The organism is Natronospira proteinivora (assembly GCF_024170465.1).
Lineage (GTDB): Bacteria > Pseudomonadota > Gammaproteobacteria > Natronospirales > Natronospiraceae > Natronospira > Natronospira proteinivora.
In genome coordinates, this window is record NZ_JALJYF010000002.1 from 369,104 (window position 1) to 387,697 (window position 18,594).

Below are 18,594 nucleotides of genomic sequence, written 5' to 3' on the forward strand. Positions count from 1 at the left end.
CTGTGGGGGTGACCCATGAGGGGCGCCCCTGTAGTATCGACCTACCCCTCCCAATAGGAGTCTCGTGGCGGTGACTGCCAGCGATCCGGAAGCAAGGCTGTTTGAACAGATGTTCCACCACAGCCAAGCCATCAAATTGCTTGTGGATCCTGACACCGGCCATATTCGAGATGCCAATGCGGCAGCCTGCCGTTTTTACGGTCTCGACCAAGCGACGCTGAGCCAGCGCCGTATTTCAGATCTCAACACCCTGCCGGAAGCGCGGATACGGCAGGAAATGTCCGCTGCTCGCGAATCACAAAGAAACCACTTCCGTTTCCAGCATCGACTGTCGGATGAAAGTCTACGGGATGTGGAAGTCTATAGCTCTCCCCTCAGCCTGAAGGGCAAGACCTATCTGCTGTCCATCATCCATGATGTCACCGCCCGCAATGACAATGAACATGAACTGGCGGTCCTCAGGGACGTGGTGGAAAACCTGCCGGTGGGCATCTATCGAAGCACCATGGACCAACAAGGGCAATTCCTGTCCGTGAACCAGGAAATGGTCCGGATCGCAGAAGCTGACAGTGTGGAAACCCTGCTGGCGACCCCGGTGCGGGATCTGTATGCGGACAAGGCTACCCGCGAACATTTCATCGAGGGATTGCAACAGGCCGAGGACTGGTACAGCCAGACGGTCAAGCTGTGCAGTATGAAGGGAAAAGTCGGCCATTATCGGGTCTCGGTACGCAAGCAGCAGGATGACAACGGGACCGTATTCATTGATGGCATCCTGGAAGACATCACCCATCTACGGGCGGCTGAACAGTCTCAGCAACAATTGTTCGAAATCATTGAAGCCACCCCGGCCATTATCGGTATCAGCCGGCCGGAGGGGGAGCTGATCTATCTCAATACGGCGGGGCGGGAGATTCTGGGCCTGGGGCCCCATGATGCCCTGGACAGCTTCAAACCCCGCAAGGTCCACAGCAAGGATTCCTTCGAAACCTTGACCAAAAAGGCGCTGCCCACGGCCCTTGAAAAAGGGCAATGGTCCGGGGAAATGTGCTTTCGCACCCCCGGCGGAGAGGAAATCCCTGTTCAGACCACCCTGATTGCCCACTACGGCGACGATGGCGAGCTGGATCGCATCTCTGCCGTCTCGGTGGATGTCAGCGCCCAGAAACAACGCCAGATGGCCCTGGAGCGTCTGGCTTACAAGGATTCCCTGACCGCTGTGTTCAACCGCCGGGGATTCATGCGCGCCCTGCGTAATGCCGTGGCCGACGCCCGCCGGCAGGGCACGCCGCTGTCCATCATCATGGCCGACCTGGACCATTTCAAACCCATCAACGATACCCATGGGCACCCCGTGGGGGATGAAATCCTGCAAAAGCTCATGCCCTTTCTCCAGGGCGGACGGCGGCAACTGGACCAAGTGGGACGTCTGGGCGGGGAAGAATTCGGCATCATCCTGCCGGGCGCCGGCCTCGAGGATGCCGTGGCCATCGCGGAGCGGATTCGGGCGACCCTGGCCCATCAACCCATTGAAACCCAGGCGGGAACCATCCCCATCACCCTCAGCCTGGGTGTCAGCGAGCTGGATGGCGATAAGCGCAGCGGCCCCATCCTGATTCGCGAAGCGGACAAGGCCCTCTACGAAGCCAAGCATGCCGGTCGCAACCAGGTACGCTCACGCTGATCGGTCCCCCGCCAGACGATCCGCCACCCGGGTGGTTTCCGGCAGGCGATAGCGGCCCAAGCAGGCACTGGTGTAATGCAGGGCTGTTTCAAGACTGACGCGATGCCCCGGCGATACATACAAGGGCCTGACACCCGCTCGACTACGCAACACCGCACCGATGGTTTCTCCCTTGTCCCGCAAAGGCTGCCAGGCCCCTTTTTCCCTGGCCAGCGGGGCATGCTCGCCCAGCAAGCGGCTCTTGGCCACCCCGATGGCCGGGATGTCGCTGAGCAGTCCCAGATGACAGGCCACCCCGAAGCGACGCGGATGGGCCGTCCCCTGGCCATCGCACAGCAACAAGTCCGGCGGCCGGGAGAGCCGCTGCAAGGCCCGCAATGCGGCGGGCACTTCCCTAAAGGACAGCAAGCCCGGCACATAGGGAAAGCGGGTTGGCTCTTCCGCCACCGCTTGCTCCACCACGCTCAAGTCATCCAGGCGAAGCACCACCACCGCCGCGCGGGTGATGCCACGTCCCCGCGGGAAACCGATGTCTACACCGGCCACGGTCTGGACCGGCCCCAGTTGGTCGTTGAGGATCAGCCTTTCAGCCAGGGTCTTCTGCAATCCCCTGGCCTCTTCCGGCGTCAGGTTCCAGGCATGCGCCACACTCCTGCGTTTGGCACTGTCAGCATCCATGTGAATTCTCCGGCAATGCCCTAAGATGGTGACCATAGGACAGTATTAACGATTCCGGCCAACGAAAAGGATGCGGTACACCGTGGCGACAGTCCAATCATCCTCCACCCTGCAAGGCGGGCAATGGCTGCTGCTGGCCGTCCTGTTTCTGCTTCAGGGCTGCGCCCAGGCCATGATCCAGAGCCCGGGGCCGGCCCTGGACCCGGGCTGGGAGGCTGGTGAAGGGGAAACCCTTCCCCGCTTGGAAGGTCACCGCCTGCTGGCCGAGGACGGCTATGAACTGCCGCTGAGTCGCTGGCTCCCAGACAGCTCACCGGAAAGCGTTGTGCTTGCCCTGCATGGCTTCAATGATTTTCGCGCTTCCCATGAAACCGTGGCCCATGTCCTGACCCGTGGAGGGACGGCGGTATATGCCTATGATCAACGAGGCTTTGGTACCACCGAACAACGGGGTATCTGGCCCGGCCGGGACCGCCTGGTGGATGATGCCAGGACCGCCCTGGCGTTACTCCGGGACCGCTACCCCGAACAACCCCTCTATCTACTGGGCGAGAGCATGGGTGCGGCGGTGGCGATTCTTGCCCTCACCGGCGAACAGGCACCCGAGGTGGACGGCACGATTCTCATGGCACCAGCGGTCTGGGCCCGTGAAACCCAGCCCTGGTATCAGCGTCTTGGCCTGTGGCTGGGGGTCCGCCTGACCCCGGGCATGAAGCTGGACAGTGAATGGGTGGCGGTGGAACCCACAGACGATCCCACCTGGGCCGATTACTGGGATGAACATCCCCTGGTGATTCACCGCAGTCGAATGGATGCCCTGGACGGCATCTCCCACCTCATGAGCGATGCCCTGGCCGCCAGTGCCGAACTGCCGGGCCCGACCTTGCTGCTTTACGGGGGCAATGATGAAGTGGTCCCGCCCGAGGCCATCTGCAATATGCTCAAGACCCTGCCCGACCCCCAGAACCACCACTGGCGCTTTGCCTACTACCCCGAGGGATGGCACTTTCTCAGCCGTGACCGGCGGGCAAGGGAAACCCTCATGGATATGCTGGAATGGCAACACTCACCGACTACGGCATTGCCTTCCGGCCGGGAACTGACCAAGTCAGCCGGCCTTGCCCTCTTATGCGAGGACTGATTCAACGCGGGGAATGGTCCACCAGGCGGTTACGCCCCTCGGCCTTGGCCTCATAAAGGGCCACATCCGCCTTGAGCAGGAAACGCATGGCCGATTCGTTGAGACGGGGAATGGCCGTGTAAACACCGATACTGACACTGAGCCCGGCCTCATTCCCGCCAAAACACATGCGGCTCGCTGCCACTTCCCGGCGGAAATGGGCCAGCTGTGCCACAAAAGCCTCGGCATCGCTGCCTTCGGACAAAACCACAAACTCTTCCCCGCCATAGCGGGCCACGACCTCAGTGCCCCGCTGCAGCATATGCTTCATGATCCTGGATAGCGCTTTCAGGCAATGATCACCAAATGCATGACCATACTGATCGTTCAGGCGCTTGAAATGATCCAGATCGATCATGGCCACCGACAACCGCGTATTATTTCGTTTGGCCCGCGTCATGGCCTGGGCCAGGCAGTCATCAAAATGCAGGCGATTGAACAGCCCCGTGAGGGCATCGGTACGATTGAGATGGGTCAGACGCTGATTGGTCGCTTCCAGGCCCCTGTTGAGAAGTCGAAGTCGATACCCCCAATACAGCAATAGCACAATACTCAAAGACACCAACACCAGCAGGGCCCACATCATCGACAAGCGCTGGGTATCCGCGGCCGCCACCCCGGATGTTTGACCATACCAGTGGTTGATGATTACCTGACGCTCGGCTGCTGAAATGGAAGCGACCAGCGTCTGAAATATCGCCAACAACTCGGGTTTGTCTTGACGAACCGCCACTGAGAGCCGGGAATCCCCCTCCAGTCGGCCATTGATTTTCACCTGCCCGTTCCCCGACTCCCGTATGGCATAACGGATACTGGCCATATTACCCAACAAGCCGAAAAGCCGACCCTCGATCACCCCCTCAATACCCTGCTCATAACTGTCCACTTCCACTAGATTGATATCCGGATAGCGCTGACGATAGATTTCCACAAAACTGAAATCCTTCATGATCCCCAGCGGTTGATGGGTCACCGCCGCAATGTCACGGACATAGGGGCCGTCGGATCGGGTTGCGAGAACGGAAGGGGTTTCCAGATAGGGTTCGCTAAACGTCAGATACTGCTCCCGCCCCGGCGTAGCCATGGCAAGGGGAAGAAAATCGCAGTCACCGTCCCGGGCTCTCTGCAAGGTTTCCGACCAGCTATCCGTGATAAGCAACTCCAGCTCCAATGCGCCCCGCTGCTCCATCAAGGCCAGAAAATCCGCCCCCATACCCACATACCGCCCTGCCTCATCAATCGCTTCGAAGGGAAGCCAATCGGGATCCACGCAAAAAGTCAGCGGCTCCCGCTCCATTAGATAGGCCTGCTGGGATACTTCCAGCACCCACATGGGCCGATCCAGCAGGGACACGGCCTCGCTACTTCCTATGTCGGCTGCCGCCCCGGCCCCGGGCAGGGCCAGGAGAAGCACCATCCCGATACGAGTGATCGACAAATCGGCATGCATCCCCCCTCCTTTCCAGCTTCAACAGCCGTTTTTGTTTTTACATAGATCGAATATAGTTCGGTAGGGAAGCTCTCGCCACTCATTGACTTGCAAACCCCCGGCAACATAATGGTGGCCACCGTTCACTGGGGAGATTGTTTGTGGAGGAAGAAGAAAAGACCGGCCACCCACTCTATGGGGCCCTCCTGTTTCAGGCCGCCTTTATTCCGGTGGCCCTGATCCTCGCCCTCTGGCTGGGACTGACCCCTTGGGCAGACCTCCATTTCGATCTTGCCACCATTGGCCTGACGCTGGCCGGCACTGCCCTGATGTTCCTGTTCTACATGGCCTTGCTACCCTTCGGCTTCCAGTGGGCCCGGCGCCTGGAAACCCAGGTGGCGGAGATGATGGCCACCCTGTTCCAGGGCAAGTCCCAGCATTGGGCCTTGTTGCTGGCGATTCTGGCGGGGGTGGGGGAAGAGCTGCTGTTTCGCGGGGTGATTCAGGCCGGTCTTGCGGAATGGCTGGGCTGGCAGGCTGGCCTGATTCTGTCTTCCCTGCTGTTCGGCCTGGCCCACTGCATCTCCCGGGCCTATTTCATCATTGCCTGTCTGATGGGCTTTTACATGGGCCTGATTTATCTCTGGTCCGGTAACCTGCTACTGGTCATCCTCATCCATGCCTTGTACGACTGGCTCGCCTTCCAGTACTACCTGCGACGCTTACCCAGCACCACCACCCCTCAAGATTGAAAAGAATTTGGCACGATTCAAAACAAGCCATCTCTCAAAACAAGCTACCTGGGCAATCCGAACGAAGCCGATATAGGAATATAAATTGTCGATTTGATGGATAACTGATCGACTGAAAACAAAAAAAGCCCGCCTTGAAAACAAGGACGGGCTCATTGATACGTCTATAATCTGAACTGCTATTCGGCCAGGTAAGCACGCACTGTTTCATCCTCCAAAGCCTCGATCACAGCCAGAGCGATAGTGCCATTAAGGACCCGGTAAATCACTCCCGGACTGCCATTGCGCCGCTCGAAACTCACCTGTTCCCCGTTACCCAACTCCAGCTCCACACTAACCCGCCCTTCCATATAGGCAATACGGTTAGCCAGGTTCATATCGGTAACACGGACCATGATGTGCTTGTCAGCACCACCATCCCCATTATGATGACGATCGATCTCCTGGCCCATCTGCTCAGCGAATTGCTCACTGATCTGCTGTAGATCGGCATCCAGATTGGTAATGCGAATGGGATGGGGTTCATCATAAGCGGAACGGACACTGACCTCCCCATTCACCTGAAAACTCGATACCCGGTCTTCATTGAGCGGATATTCATCGGCCACATAGGTACCCCCACAGGCCTGCAGCAGAAAAGCAGCAAACACCACGAAACTGAGTTTTTTCATTTTTTATCTCCCTTGGATTGATTTAACTGCCAACAGGCAGGCATTACCAGTCATAACGAAGATTGAGCCAGGCCCGTCGATGGCCTTCCCGCCCTTCACCGTGTACTTGTCCGAAACCCAGACCCAGCGCAATCCCCCTCACCTCCGGCAAGGCTAGAATCCCCGGAACCTGGATCGCGGACACTTCAAAACCGCTTACCTTCAACCATTCACCTTCACCGGCATTGCTCATACCCATTCGATGGCGACGGTGGAATAGCCGCGCGTTACCGGGACCCGACAGGCTCAACGCCTGTTTTTCATAAACCTGCCCCTGCAAAAGCCCGGCGGCAATCGCCGGCTCGTAGAGGGTAAGAGGCTGGGTCTTTTGATTATTCACCGTCCCCATCTGCCCCCCCAGCGTGAGGGAGGCCATACCCGGGGCGGTCTTGCCCAGCTCAGCCTGATGCCAGCTTGCCTGGAGTCGTGTATTGCGAAAGCCGCCCCCCAGGTTCAATGACCAGTCATCTCGTTCCCAGGATTGATCATCACTGTCACCGCGCCATGTCTGCAGCTGAACGCCCCCCTGCAATCGCCAATCGCCACGACGCCAATGCCCCTGAAAGGCAATGCCCAGATCCAGCCAGTCCTGGTCCAGGGTCTGACCCGCCTGGCGTAAACGGGCATGGTTCAAGCCGCCCTGGATACGCCAGTGAGACAAGCCCATTTGCTGGCGATAGGCCGTCCCCAGGCGCAGGCCACGCTGCTCCTGATCAACAAAGGTCTCCCGCAGGGCATGGGGCATATCCGATTGTTCCCCCAGGGCGGTATCCAGACGAAACAGGCTCATATTCAGGCTGGCGGGCCAACCATGCCAGCCCACCGAGGCCACTTCCCCGTCCAGACTGCCGCGACTGGAACGGCTGGCCGCCAGCATCCAGTCCAGGCGACCCACCGGATCGCCCCCACGAATACCGAGATCCAGACTGCGATCCGCACGGTGCCAGCGAAAACCCAACAGGCTGCTGGCAAACTGTGGCCCCGCGCCATAAGGCCGACTTTCCACCGAGGCCCGCTGGTCGATATCCATCCCCTTCAGGGAAGCCAGCTTGTCCTCTCCCAGGACGGCCGGCTTGGCAAGTGGGACAGGCTCCAACTCATCGAGCTTCATCACCCGCATGCCGCTACGACCATGGCTGAGGTACAGCAGGCCGGCCTGGTCTGGAATGGCCTCGGGCTGGAATGCGATATGGGGCGATTGTGTCAGTTGAAAGTGGGTGCCGGCGGCTCGGTCCAGCATGTAGAGATCCAGATGCCCATTCCGGCTTCGGGTGAAGAATAACCGCTCCCCATCCGCCGACCAGTTGGGATGGGAAAGAAAATCCTCACCCCGGGAATCCATCAAAACCTGCTCGTGACCATCTGACAAGCGCCGTTCCACCAGCTGCCAACGGCCGGCTTCATGGCGCATATAAGCCAAGTACTCACCGTCCGGATGGAAACGGGGGTAATCGTGAATCACATCCAGGCGGGGCTCCGTTATTGCCTCAATAGTCCCATCGTCCAGATCCACCCGGACCAGCTGGGACTGTCCATGAACCTGGCGAACCGCCACTGCCCAATCCCCCTCCGGCGAGGGATCCGCACGATGCAGGCTGGCATGGCGGCTGATGCGACTGACTTGGCCGGATTCGTAATTCCAGCGGAACAGATCGGACCGCTGCTGACCCCGGGCATCCACGGTGGACTGGGCAAACAACAGTTCGGATTGTCCGGGTATCCAGCGGGGATGGCGGATATCCCGCGCCTGGGGGGCCGGCAAACGATACGACGGTGAGCGCGGAAGACTGTCGGGCTCCACGGCTTTCACATCGTCCGGGTCCCGCTCCAATAATTGCGCCTGCTGTTCATGCCAGCGTTCAAAACGCGCCTCATTGTCATTCAGGGTCAGAATCTTGAGTTCACTAGCCTGCCGAGGCTGGCGCTTGACCAGCGCCAGGTATTCCCCGTCCGGCGAAACCGCCAGATCCCCGGTGTTGCCCGAATAGTCCTGCCAAAGCCGGCCCCAACGCTGATTGTCCGCCAGGGTCTCTTCCCGCACCAGAGCCGCATGGGTCAGCTCTGCGGTAAAACGGGCATAGAGATCGGCCGGACTGTCTCCGAAGACCCCCTTGAAGGCCTCGGAAAATGAGCGACGTTCCCGGGCCGTGGCCCGGGCCCAGACGTCCTGAAAGGCCTCGGGACCCTCTCTTTCCTCCAGCCAGTCAAAATAGGCCGAGCCCACCAGATAGGCCATGGTCCGGGCCATCCAGTCATCACCGTCCGGGCGGCTGACCGCCCCATAGGAGGGCAGCCGTCCCTCCAGGGCCCACTGGCGAATCAGGGCATCACGGAAATCACTGTTGGGCCGACCCCGGCCGGTGAGTTTGCCTTCCACCCAGGTGGCATAACCCTCGATCATCCACATGGGCTCCTGGGCCAGGGGGCCCAGGCCCAGGGGCAACCAGAGGCGACGCCAACCCGGGCCCACCAGGCCCCGGGGCGGCCGAGCCAGATGAGCCAGATGGGCCTGTTCATGAATGAACAGTAATTGATCCCAGTGGGCGAAGTTGCCGATCACCGAATCGGACTGAGGGGGCGTGGTGAACAGCACCATACGGCTCTTGCCGATGATGGGCAGGGCCATTCCATTGGGCTGATTGAAAGGGTCCACCACCAGCACATCGATGCGCCCTTCCGGTTCATAGCCCACCAGTTCATGGACTTCATCCGCCAGGACTTCACTGCCCTGAACGATCCCCCGGGCCCAGGGTTCCGCTTCCACCGGGACATGGAATCGAAAACGTTCCGTTTCCAGAGTTCGCCATTCTTCCGAGGGGTGAGCCGCCACCGCAGTGGACACGGCAACCATCAATGAACAACCAAGCCATGCCGCCATTCCCATCCTTGCCAGGCTCACATTGTTTCTCCTTTTTCCAGGCCAATAACCCGATGCAGATATCCCGCTTCCCCGGGCTTCTGGAAAGCGGAAACGGAAAACACGATCTCGCTGGCCGATGGTTCCGGGTTGCTCACCAGGATGTCCTGGGCCTGGAGGCGCACCCCGGCCAGGTCCAGGGAACTGCGCCCGGTATCGATCACCGGCTCGCCCTGAAGCCGACCGGCCGTGACACTGACACGGCTGTTTCGGGCAAGCACTGCAGGCTCGTCCTCCGATTCCCTGACAATGGCGGAGGCGTGAATTTTCACCCGGGAATCGCGAATCTCCAATGAGCGAGCGGAGACCCGATCCAGCACCACCGAATCACAGTCTTCAATCACCACATGGCGATAGGCCCCGCTCAATCGCCAGCCCGACTCACCCTGACACACCGCATCCCGGCGACCCGCCCCCACTGGTGGCCGCACTGCTTCGCCATGGCGGATCGGACGGTCCAGGGCCTCGATCAGGCTGCGATTGAAACGCTGCGGGGTTTCCCGCATGGGCATATGGCCGGCATCATCAAAGACCGTGAGACTACCCTGGGGCAGACGGGCCGCCAGCAATTGCCCCGTTCGCAGGGGGGCAGTGGCATCATCCACGCCCCAATAGACGGCAGTGGGCGCGCTTACCTGATCCAGGGTTTCACTGAAATCCGTGCTCACCAATGCCAGGGCCGCTATGCGCTCCGGATCCCCTCTCAATATCAGTCGCCTGAGCAACTGACTGCCCAATACCCGCTCCCCTCCCGGGGCCCGACGGACGAATTTGCGAATGGCCTTACCCAGTACCGGGTGAACGGTATCCGCCCGCTCTCCATCATAAGGCCCGCCCCCGGCCAGGAATTCGGTATAACTGGCCTGATGGAGAATACCCGCCACACTTACCAAATGCAGACGATGGACCTGCTCTGGATAGCGAGCCGCATAGCGGAGTGCAACTGCACCGCCCAGGGAGTGACCGATCAGAATCACCGGCTCATCGGTGAATTCCTCAATTACATGCTGAAGCACTTCGGCGTAGGCATCCTGGCTGTACAGGCGATTGCCCCCCGCCGAATCACCGAAGCCCGGCAGATCCATGGCCAGCAGAAAATAGTCATCCCTCAACGGCGGTACCAGGGCATTCCATGCTGTGACGGAATCACCGCCAATACCATGAACCAGGACCACGGGATGCCCACCTTCCTTGCCACCGTGATACACGGTGACATGCTCACCCAGAACCGGATCAGGCAGACGGGTTTTCTCGAGACCAGGCAAGGCATGCACCGGCACAACCATGAGCAGCAGCAAGAGGAACAGACCCCGACTCAGCCATCCACAAGCCCGCTTTCTATCAGCCCGCATGCCGCTTCCCTTATTTAGCTAGAAGGTATAGGAACTGGAAAGAAAGATGGTGATGTTCTCGGCCACCATTGTCTGGGGCTCGTTGCCGGCAGGCAGTACCTGCCCCTCGCCGCGTCCCCGGGAATAGCTGAAACCAAGATCCAGGGAAGAGTTGCGGGTGAAACGGGCCAGGCTGGCCGAAATACCGTAGAGATTGACATGATCATGGGCCACCACGTCCGAGGATGTATTGGCCCGATTGGTGAAAACCCCGCTTCGCACTGCCCATTGATTATTCAGGTAGTACTCGCTACCCAATGCGATATTCCAGGTGCCTTCCACATCCCGCCCATCCACACCCCGGACCACATCAGTATGGGCAGTGTGATAACTGATATCGGCAGACAGCAGAAAGCGGGGGCTGTGGAACCAAGCCGCGCCCAGGCGAATCTCCACCGGGTGATCCCGCCGAATATCATCACTGAGTTCCACATAATCGATATCCCCTTCCGGGCAAAGAGCGCTGTCCGATATCGAAGAACCATGGCAGGTGAAGAAAAGGTAATTCTCCGCGCTCGCCACATTGGCCTGTCGAATACTGGCACCCAGAGCCAGCCGATCATCAGGCTCCCACATGATGCCAATCACTGGCTTGATGCCCCACTCGTCGTTCTGGGTTTGCACGTATCGCCATTCGATATCTGAATCACCCGCCCCTGGGCCACTGCCAGCATCCAGCACAATCAACTGATTGTTGATCTCTTCCTGCTCCCGAAAGTGGAAATACAGACTGACCCCCACCGACAACTGGTCATTCACTTGCCAGGCATAGGAGGGGCCCAGCTTGTAGACCGATTGATTGTCATTGAGATTAATGGTGAAGCGTTCACGATTCTCCACATCCAGAAAGGTCTGGTCCTGATCCTCCTGGATGGAGTCGGTCACCACATAGGAAAAACCCAGCACCCCCGGGCCCACCGGCTGAGTAATACCGAAGAAGTTGGGAATGAGCGTGCCGGACTCCCGGTTCCAGTCACGTCCATCGCCCAGCACGTCTTCGTAAGTCACCCGGGTCCGGTGCCAGGCATTGACGCTGCCGGACAGATTCAACTCGCTGGCATGCACGATCCCCGCCGGATTGTGATACAAGCCCGAGGGATCGTCGGAGATGGCCGTGTAGGCGCCTCCCATGGCAGAGGCCCGGGTGCCGATAAGAATATCCCGGTAATGGTATTCATCCGCCACGGCCGCGCCGGCCAGGGAGGTGGCCGCCAGCAATATAAGCGGCCGGGCCAGGCCCCGCCACTTGTTGCGATGGTTGATGGGCCCCTGCCGGACGGCCTCAGGGCACATGGCGCTGGAATCGTGCTGCTCGACGTTGCCGGTCTGCTTCACTCAAACCCTCCTCGTCCAATTGCCGGCTTAGCCGGGACAGTCGCTCACTGGCCGCCGGGTGGGTGCTGGAGACCTCATCCAATGCGCGTCCATTATCTTTCTCAGACATTCGCTCCAGAAAACGGGACAGGCCCTGTGGATCATAACCGGCCCGGGCCGCCAGGCGCACTGCCATGGCATCGGCCTGAAATTCATCGTCCCTTTGCAGGCCCTCCTCGAACAGTACTTCCACCACCTGCTCCACGGTCTGGCTGAAAAAGACCTGGGCCGCTTCCCCGGCCCCGCCAAAGAAGCGGGTCAGGCCTGCCATGGGAGAGCTTTCCGGCGCCCGAATGCCCAGGGCATTGACGATGTGCCGGGCATCCACGTGGGCGATTTCATGGGCCAGCACCCCCACCAGCTCGGCTTCATCCTCCATCAGGGCCAAGGCCCCTGCGGTCACGAAGACATAGCCACCGGGGGCGGCATAAGCGTTGATCTGTTCGGAATCCAGCACGGCAAAATAGAAATCCAGGGCCGGACGCTCGCCATGCATGGACAGGCCTCGTCCCACCAGATTCACGTAACGCTGCAACTCGGCATCCGGATGCAGTTCATGGCGAGCCAGAATCCTTGCCGCCACTTCCCGGCCCACGCGGATTTCGGCCCGCTCATTGGCTTCGGCGGCCTGAACCGGCTGAATCTGATGGAGTCGCGCCCGGGCCGGATGCTCCGCAGCCAGCCACTGCGGGGCCAGCAGGCTCAGACACAGCAGAATGAATCCGGCGCCGCGCAATCGCCCCATGGCTAGCGTTCCTCTTCTTCTTCGCTCATGAACTGCAGGGCCTCTTCCGGGCTGGCGCCCAGCTCTTCCATCCGACGCAGGGCCTCGATATTAAGATTGGGATCATCCAGCAGACGCTCATCCTCCTCAACACCCCGGATGGCGCCAGCCGTGGTCACCGCGGAAGCCCGCCGGCGGGCGCTGGATTCCAGTTCAGCCGCTTCATCCACATGGCTTTCCCGGCCCGTGGGCGGGGTATCCCGCAGCACCATGGCCGGCATCCAGCCCTCCAGCTCTTCAACCCGGATTCTCTGCCAGCCATCCTCCTCGGCCAGCACCCGGACTTCCAGTCCCTGGGCCAGTCGAGCCACCGGGTCTCCCCCGAAGCTGGGGTCTTCAAAAAGGGCGGCCCCCTGGGTTTGCACGTAGACCGTCCCGTCCTCGGACGCCGCGACCGTTTCCGCCATCAGCGGCTTGAACGGCAAAGCGGCCAGTACCAGGCCAGCCATCAAACAGAATCTCATCCCCATCATTCATCTCCCTAGATCACTTGCTGTCCAGACCGTGGACACCCTGCCAGTCGTCACTCACACCACTACGGGCGTAAGCCCGGCATCGTTCAACAAAGACGGCCCTGACCGGGTCCCCTTCCGGCAGGGCCTGGAATGCGACCAATGCCTCATCCCATTGCCGGGCCTCATAACAGGCCCAGGCGGCTTCCGTGGTCTGACGAATCGCCATGGCCTGCTGTCGCCATTCCGGGCCATCCTCGGGCCCCGCCAGGGGGCGCCAGACCGCCACTGACTGCTGTTTGCCCTTGACCCGCACCCGGTCCACCAAAGCGCAGATCACCTCCTGTGACAGGGCGCGATAGGTGATATCCGATATCAACAAGGGGCAACCATAGTGACTGGTCAACCCCTCGATGCGGGAAGCCAGGTTCACATTGTCACCAATCACAGTGTAGTCAAGCTTTCGATCGGAACCGATATTCCCCAGCACCACTCGTCCACTATGCAGGCCGATACCGGTCCGCAGCAGGGGCTGGCCTTCCGCCTCTAGTTCCTGGTTCAGGGCATCCACCTGCCGCTGCATGGCCAGGCCCGCCAACACCGCCCGGTCGGCATGATCCGCCACCCGGATAGGCGCCCCCCAAAAGGCCATGATGGCGTCACCAATGAACTTGTCCAGGGTACCGTCGTGATCAAAGATGGCATCGCTCAGGCGGGACAGGTAACGATTAAGCAGTTCCACCACCTGGGCCGGAGGATAGCTTTCGGAGATACCGGTGAATCCTCGAATATCGGAGAACAGGATGGTCATTTCCTCATCCGTGCCCACCTCGGCGCTGATGTGATCCTCGTAACGATCCACCACCTCGGCCAATACCGCCGGTGAGACATACTGAGAGAGCATGCGCCGCACCCGTCGTCGGTCACGCCCCTCGGTGGCGGAGACGTAGGCCATGCAGAACAGGCCGCTGAAGGCGAGACCCGCCACCGGCGCCACCAGATCCACCAGGTAATGCTGGCCAAAGGCCCAGAAGGCAAACCCCACATGGGCCACCATCAGGGCCAGGGGTAAAAGCGACTGGCGATAAACCCGGCTCATGAGAAAACCCAGGGCAGTGAGCAGAGACAAGGCCATGATCAACACCGGCGTGAACCAGACCGGCATGGGCCGCAGATAATCTCCTTTAAGGAGATTACTGGCGGCGGTCAGGTGAATTTCCACCCCGGGCGTTCGACTGTCCATGGGCGTGTGCTTGATATCGTGTAGCCCAATGGCCGAACCGCCAATAAACACGATCTTGTCTTCGAACTCCTCCGGCTGAACCAGCATGCGATCCGCTTCACCCCGAAGCAGTGCGGAACGGCTCTGAATCAGTCCGGAAAAGGAAAAAGCCGGCACATCTCCATAAAAGTTGGCATGCAGACGGCTTTCCCCGTCCACGGGCAATACCTGCCCGTTCATGTGAAGGGCCTGATCGCCTTGCTGCAGGACCTCGGGAGCCAGCTGCTCATGCAAAGCGGTGGTGGACAAACCGGGCAGGACCGCGTCCTGATAGACGAAAAAGGGACTGACCCGGCGATAAACCCCGTCGGCATCAGAATCCAGGCCCACGCCGCCCAGGCCCGCCGACATCTGGGCGAGCTCATCAAAGGGCAATAGATAACTGTTCCGCCCCAGATCCGGAAAACCCTCGGCCCGGCTCAGGGCATGGCGATTCACCACGAAATCCGGCAGGGCCTGAGCACGAACGGTATCGGCCTGCTCATCCGGAGACTCCCGGTGGACATGCAGGGCATGGTGGACATTGCCGGCGGCCGCCGTTTCCATGGCCAGGGCCTCGTCCTCCCGACTCAGCGCGTCACGGGCCTCATTGTCCAGCCACTGGTTCTCGCTGAACAGCACATCAAAGACCACCGCCCGGGGGTTGCCCTGGGCCAGGAATTCCAGCAGATCGGCATACACCGAGCGGGGCCAGGGAAAACGACCCAGCAGGGGGTTGAGCTGGGTGAGCGAGGTTTCATCAATGAGCACAAGCGCCAGATCCTCGTGAACCCGGGCCTCTGAACGCATGACCTGGGTACGGGCATCCTGGCTGATCCATTCCAGGCGCTGAAAACCGCCCGCCAGATGAATCAGCGTTACCAGCAATCCGGCCAGCAGTCCGATCAGGACCAGCCATCGCGCCTGCTTTTTGTGATGTGACCATTGCATTCAGACACTACCCCCAATCCACAGTGTAACCATTTCCGATGCCAGTAACGGCCCCCTGGATGGGGCGTTGACAGCTGTCCCCCTTATGGGGGATTGTCGCCGAAAGGATTGCCGGGGAGGGACACAATGGCCGAACTGCCCAACACGCGTTTCGATGCTGGAGAAACCATATTCCATCGAGGTGAGCCCGGTGACCATGCCTATCTGATCCGTTCCGGCCAGGTGGAGATTTCCACCGATCAGGGTGGCAAGAAAGTGGTCATCGCCAATCTGGGCCCCGGTGAGGTCTTCGGTGAACTGGCCCTGATCAGCCATCAGGCCCGCACGGCCACCGCCACCACCACTCGCGACACCGAGGCCACGGTCATCTCCACCGAGCGCCTGCAGGCCGCCATTGATTCCGCGGACCCCCTGCTCCAAACCCTGCTGCGGGGCAACCTGGGCCGCTTCATCTGGACCCAGCGCTTCATGCTCCAGCATGCCTCCCCCAAGTCCGAAGACAGTTCCCTGGCCCACCAGGCTGAGCGGGACCGCAATGTGGAGGCGGAAATCGGCCGCGCCATCAAGACCCGGGAATTCGAGCTGTTCTATCAGCCCATTGTGGATCTGGAAAAAGGGCATATCGCCGGTTTCGAGGCCCTGATGCGCTGGCGCCATCCGGACCGGGGCACGGTCTCCCCCGGCGAGTTCATCGGCGTGGCGGAGGCCACCGGCCAGATCGTCGCCATGGGGGCCTGGGCTCTGGAAGAAGCCCTGGAACAGCTCAAGGGCTTTCAGGCCATCGTGGACCAACAGGCACTCGACGAGCAGCCACCGCTTTTCATGAGTGTGAATGTCTCCGGCCGCCAATTGCTGGAGCTGGACGAAATCGAGCATCTCGGTGCGGTGCTCAAGCAATCGGGGGTAGCCCCGGAGCGGATCAAGCTGGAGATCACCGAAAGCCTGCTGGTGGATGATCCCATGCACGCGGCCATCGCCCTGCAGCAATTGCGGGACCTGGGCGTGCGCCTGGCCATTGATGATTTCGGCACCGGCTATTCCAGCCTCAGCTATCTGCATCTCTTCCCGCTGGACACCCTCAAGATCGACCGTTCCTTTGTCCAGGACATGATCCATGATCCCCGCCGGGAGCGCATCGTGCGGGCCATTTCGGGCCTGGCCCGGGATCTGGACCTGAACATCATTGCGGAGGGGGTGGAGAACGAGGAGGAGCTGGCCAGTCTGAATCGCTTCGAGTGCGATTACGTCCAGGGCTTTCTCATGGCCAAGCCCCAAACCGCCGATCAGATCCGCCAGCTGCTGGCCGGTGCCCCACGGTTTGAGGTGCCGAGGCATTAGGCCTCCAGGACCATCACCCAATAGGAACACGATTCAACATTCTAATGGCTCAATGTCCTAATACTGTCAGTTTCAGAAATCTACGGTGCGATTCAAGCTCAGCCAGCCGGAGGGAAGTGGACTGCTTTCGAAGCTTCACGGCTTGACCACATGGTGGGATTTTCCAGGGACGCTGTGAATCCATCCCTGAGACGCTCTGGGCGCGACATCCCTGTCGCTTACAGCCCTGGAAAATCCCACCATGTGCTCAATCCTCCAGTTGGAAAGCAGTGGTGGAGGTGAGCTAGCTTCGGCTTCGTTCTGGGTGCTGTTGTAGCTGAATTTATTTTGGCGTCCCAAGCGTTTACCAGCGCGCCTGACGACTCTGGAGCAACTTGCGGGCCTCGCGGAAGGAAGCCGGGCGGGACATCAGATAACCCTGGCCATAGTCGCACTCGATTTCCCGCAAACCGGCCAGCTGATTATTCCGTTCGATGCCCTCCGCAATGGTCTCCATGCCCAACTCCTGAGCCAAACCCACAATGGCCCGAACAATGCGATAGCTCTTGGGATCGCGGCCCATGGTGGAGACAAAGGTCTGATCGATTTTCAGGGTATCCATGGGGAACTGATGGAGATAGCTCAGGCTGGAATAGCCGGTGCCGAAATCATCCAGCGCGATCTTCATGCCGTATTCACGCAGCATCTGCAAGGCCGCCGCAGCATGGCCCGGATCATCCACCAGCAAACTCTCGGTGATCTCCAGCTTGACCTGTTTCGGGTCCACCCCGGAAGCCATCACCAGATCCCCAATGGTATCGATCTCCTGCAGCTCGAAGAGCTGGCGCCCCGACACATTGATACTCATGAACAAGGGGTCCCGGGAGCGGGGCCGGGGTTCCGGTGCTGCTTCGGCCAGGGCGGTGAGGGGCGGACGGGGGCTGGCCCCGGCCCCGCTGGACAGCATCTGGAAGGCCTTCAGGGCATTCAGGGATTCCTCCAGGGCAAAGCGCCCCATCTCAACAATCTGCCCCGTTCGTTCGGCCACCTCGATGAACTCGGCCGGATACAGCAAGCCCCGCCGGGGATGGCGCCAGCGCATCAGGGCCTCGAAACCCACGGTGTTTCCCCCCCGCAGGGCAATAATGGGCTGGTAATGCATTTCGAACTGGCGTTCCCCGATCGCCGTCTCGATTTCCTTTTCCAGGGCCAGATCCCGTTTGGCCCGTTTTTCCAGTGGCTGGCCTGCATCACCACTCTCGGTATTCTGAAGCATGAACTGCTGGGTCCACTGGAAACGGCCCAGATTCACCTGCAGCAGTTTGCGTAGCAAAGGGTTGGCGCCTTTCAGCGCCCGGTCCAACTGGGCCGCGGTGATAGCCACCACTTCGGTGGGTTCCACCGCCACCGCCGTGGCCGAGCGGGTCTGCTGATTGATCAGGGCCAGCTCGCCGAACAAATCACCGGCCTTCAGGCGGGCAATCACCACCCGCCGCCCGCCCTGCTCGGCACTGATGTCCACACTGCCCCGGTCAATGAAATAGGCCTTGTCGCCTAGATCTCCCTGGGCAAAGATCTGCTCTCCGGCCGCGAACTGCTCTCTGGGCAATTGATCCGGCATGCCATGCTCCCCTGAATGACGGCCCCGGCGGGCACCAATATGAAAACCCTTTTGACTGACTTCGCGCCGCTTCGGCAAACGGCTTTTTTCAGC

Annotated in this window: 14 protein-coding genes; 4 read left to right on the forward strand and 10 right to left on the reverse strand. The window is 60.3% G+C overall.

Going from position 1 to position 18,594, the window contains the following annotated elements; genetic code table 11:
• Positions 1-70 precede the first annotated feature (70 nt).
• On the forward strand, positions 71-1,684 hold the full coding sequence (locus J2T60_RS08970; RefSeq protein ID WP_253448637.1) for a diguanylate cyclase: 1,614 nt from the start codon (positions 71-73) through the stop codon (positions 1,682-1,684).
• Here the strand turns inward: J2T60_RS08970 and nfi are convergent.
• Positions 1,676-2,362, reverse strand: a complete 687-nt coding sequence (nfi, locus tag J2T60_RS08975) for a deoxyribonuclease V (RefSeq protein WP_253448640.1) — start codon at positions 2,360-2,362, stop codon at positions 1,676-1,678. The genes J2T60_RS08970 and nfi overlap by 9 nt on opposite strands.
• A gap of 82 nt (positions 2,363-2,444) precedes the next feature.
• Between nfi and J2T60_RS08980 the strand changes: the two genes are divergently transcribed.
• Entirely contained in the window at positions 2,445-3,503 is a 1,059-nt protein-coding gene (locus J2T60_RS08980) for an alpha/beta fold hydrolase (RefSeq protein WP_253448643.1), read from the forward strand.
• 1 nt (position 3,504) lies between these two features.
• Here J2T60_RS08980 and J2T60_RS08985 read toward each other — a convergent pair whose 3' ends face one another.
• The gene (locus J2T60_RS08985; protein ID WP_253448646.1) at positions 3,505-4,992 is read right to left on the reverse strand and encodes a diguanylate cyclase; all 1,488 of its coding nucleotides are present in this window, start codon (positions 4,990-4,992) and stop codon (positions 3,505-3,507) included.
• Positions 4,993-5,132: 140 nt separating this feature from the next.
• On the opposite strand from J2T60_RS08985, the gene J2T60_RS13415 reads away from it, so the two are divergent.
• Positions 5,133-5,723, forward strand: coding sequence for a CPBP family intramembrane glutamic endopeptidase (locus J2T60_RS13415; RefSeq protein WP_253448649.1), 591 nt, complete (start codon positions 5,133-5,135; stop codon positions 5,721-5,723).
• A 179-nt stretch (positions 5,724-5,902) separates the two neighbouring features.
• Here J2T60_RS13415 and J2T60_RS08995 read toward each other — a convergent pair whose 3' ends face one another.
• Genes J2T60_RS08995 through J2T60_RS09025 form a run of 7 tightly spaced genes read right to left on the reverse strand, consistent with a single transcriptional unit; the run spans position 5,903 to position 15,563 of the window.
• Positions 5,903-6,394 (reverse strand): hypothetical protein, encoded by a 492-nt coding sequence (locus J2T60_RS08995; protein ID WP_253448652.1) that lies wholly within the window; start codon positions 6,392-6,394, stop codon positions 5,903-5,905.
• A gap of 43 nt (positions 6,395-6,437) precedes the next feature.
• Positions 6,438-9,332: a TolB family protein gene (locus tag J2T60_RS09000; protein ID WP_253448654.1), complete on the reverse strand. Its 2,895-nt coding sequence runs from the start codon at positions 9,330-9,332 to the stop codon at positions 6,438-6,440.
• Positions 9,329-10,702: an alpha/beta fold hydrolase gene (locus tag J2T60_RS09005; RefSeq protein WP_253448657.1), complete on the reverse strand. Its 1,374-nt coding sequence runs from the start codon at positions 10,700-10,702 to the stop codon at positions 9,329-9,331. Before J2T60_RS09005 ends, J2T60_RS09000 begins: the two co-directional genes overlap by 4 nt.
• Before the next feature lie 18 nt (positions 10,703-10,720).
• Positions 10,721-12,076 (reverse strand): OmpP1/FadL family transporter, encoded by a 1,356-nt coding sequence (locus tag J2T60_RS09010; RefSeq protein WP_253448660.1) that lies wholly within the window; start codon positions 12,074-12,076, stop codon positions 10,721-10,723.
• The gene (locus J2T60_RS09015) at positions 12,024-12,860 is read right to left on the reverse strand and encodes a M48 family metalloprotease (RefSeq protein WP_253448663.1); all 837 of its coding nucleotides are present in this window, start codon (positions 12,858-12,860) and stop codon (positions 12,024-12,026) included. Before J2T60_RS09015 ends, J2T60_RS09010 begins: the two co-directional genes overlap by 53 nt.
• A 2-nt stretch (positions 12,861-12,862) precedes the next feature.
• The gene (locus J2T60_RS09020; protein WP_253448666.1) at positions 12,863-13,369 is read right to left on the reverse strand and encodes an SH3 domain-containing protein; all 507 of its coding nucleotides are present in this window, start codon (positions 13,367-13,369) and stop codon (positions 12,863-12,865) included.
• 16 nt (positions 13,370-13,385) lie between these two features.
• A complete protein-coding gene (locus J2T60_RS09025) occupies positions 13,386-15,563 on the reverse strand; it encodes a CHASE2 domain-containing protein (protein ID WP_253448668.1) in 2,178 nt (725 codons plus the stop codon).
• Between the two features lie 126 nt (positions 15,564-15,689).
• Between J2T60_RS09025 and J2T60_RS09030 the strand changes: the two genes are divergently transcribed.
• Positions 15,690-16,901, forward strand: a complete 1,212-nt coding sequence (locus J2T60_RS09030; protein ID WP_253448671.1) for an EAL domain-containing protein — start codon at positions 15,690-15,692, stop codon at positions 16,899-16,901.
• A 343-nt stretch (positions 16,902-17,244) separates the two neighbouring features.
• Here the strand turns inward: J2T60_RS09030 and J2T60_RS09035 are convergent, their stop codons facing one another.
• Positions 17,245-18,501 carry an EAL domain-containing protein gene (locus J2T60_RS09035; protein ID WP_253448674.1) on the reverse strand — a complete coding sequence of 419 codons (1,257 nt, stop codon included), beginning with the start codon at positions 18,499-18,501 and terminating at the stop codon, positions 17,245-17,247.
• Positions 18,502-18,594 lie beyond the last annotated feature (93 nt).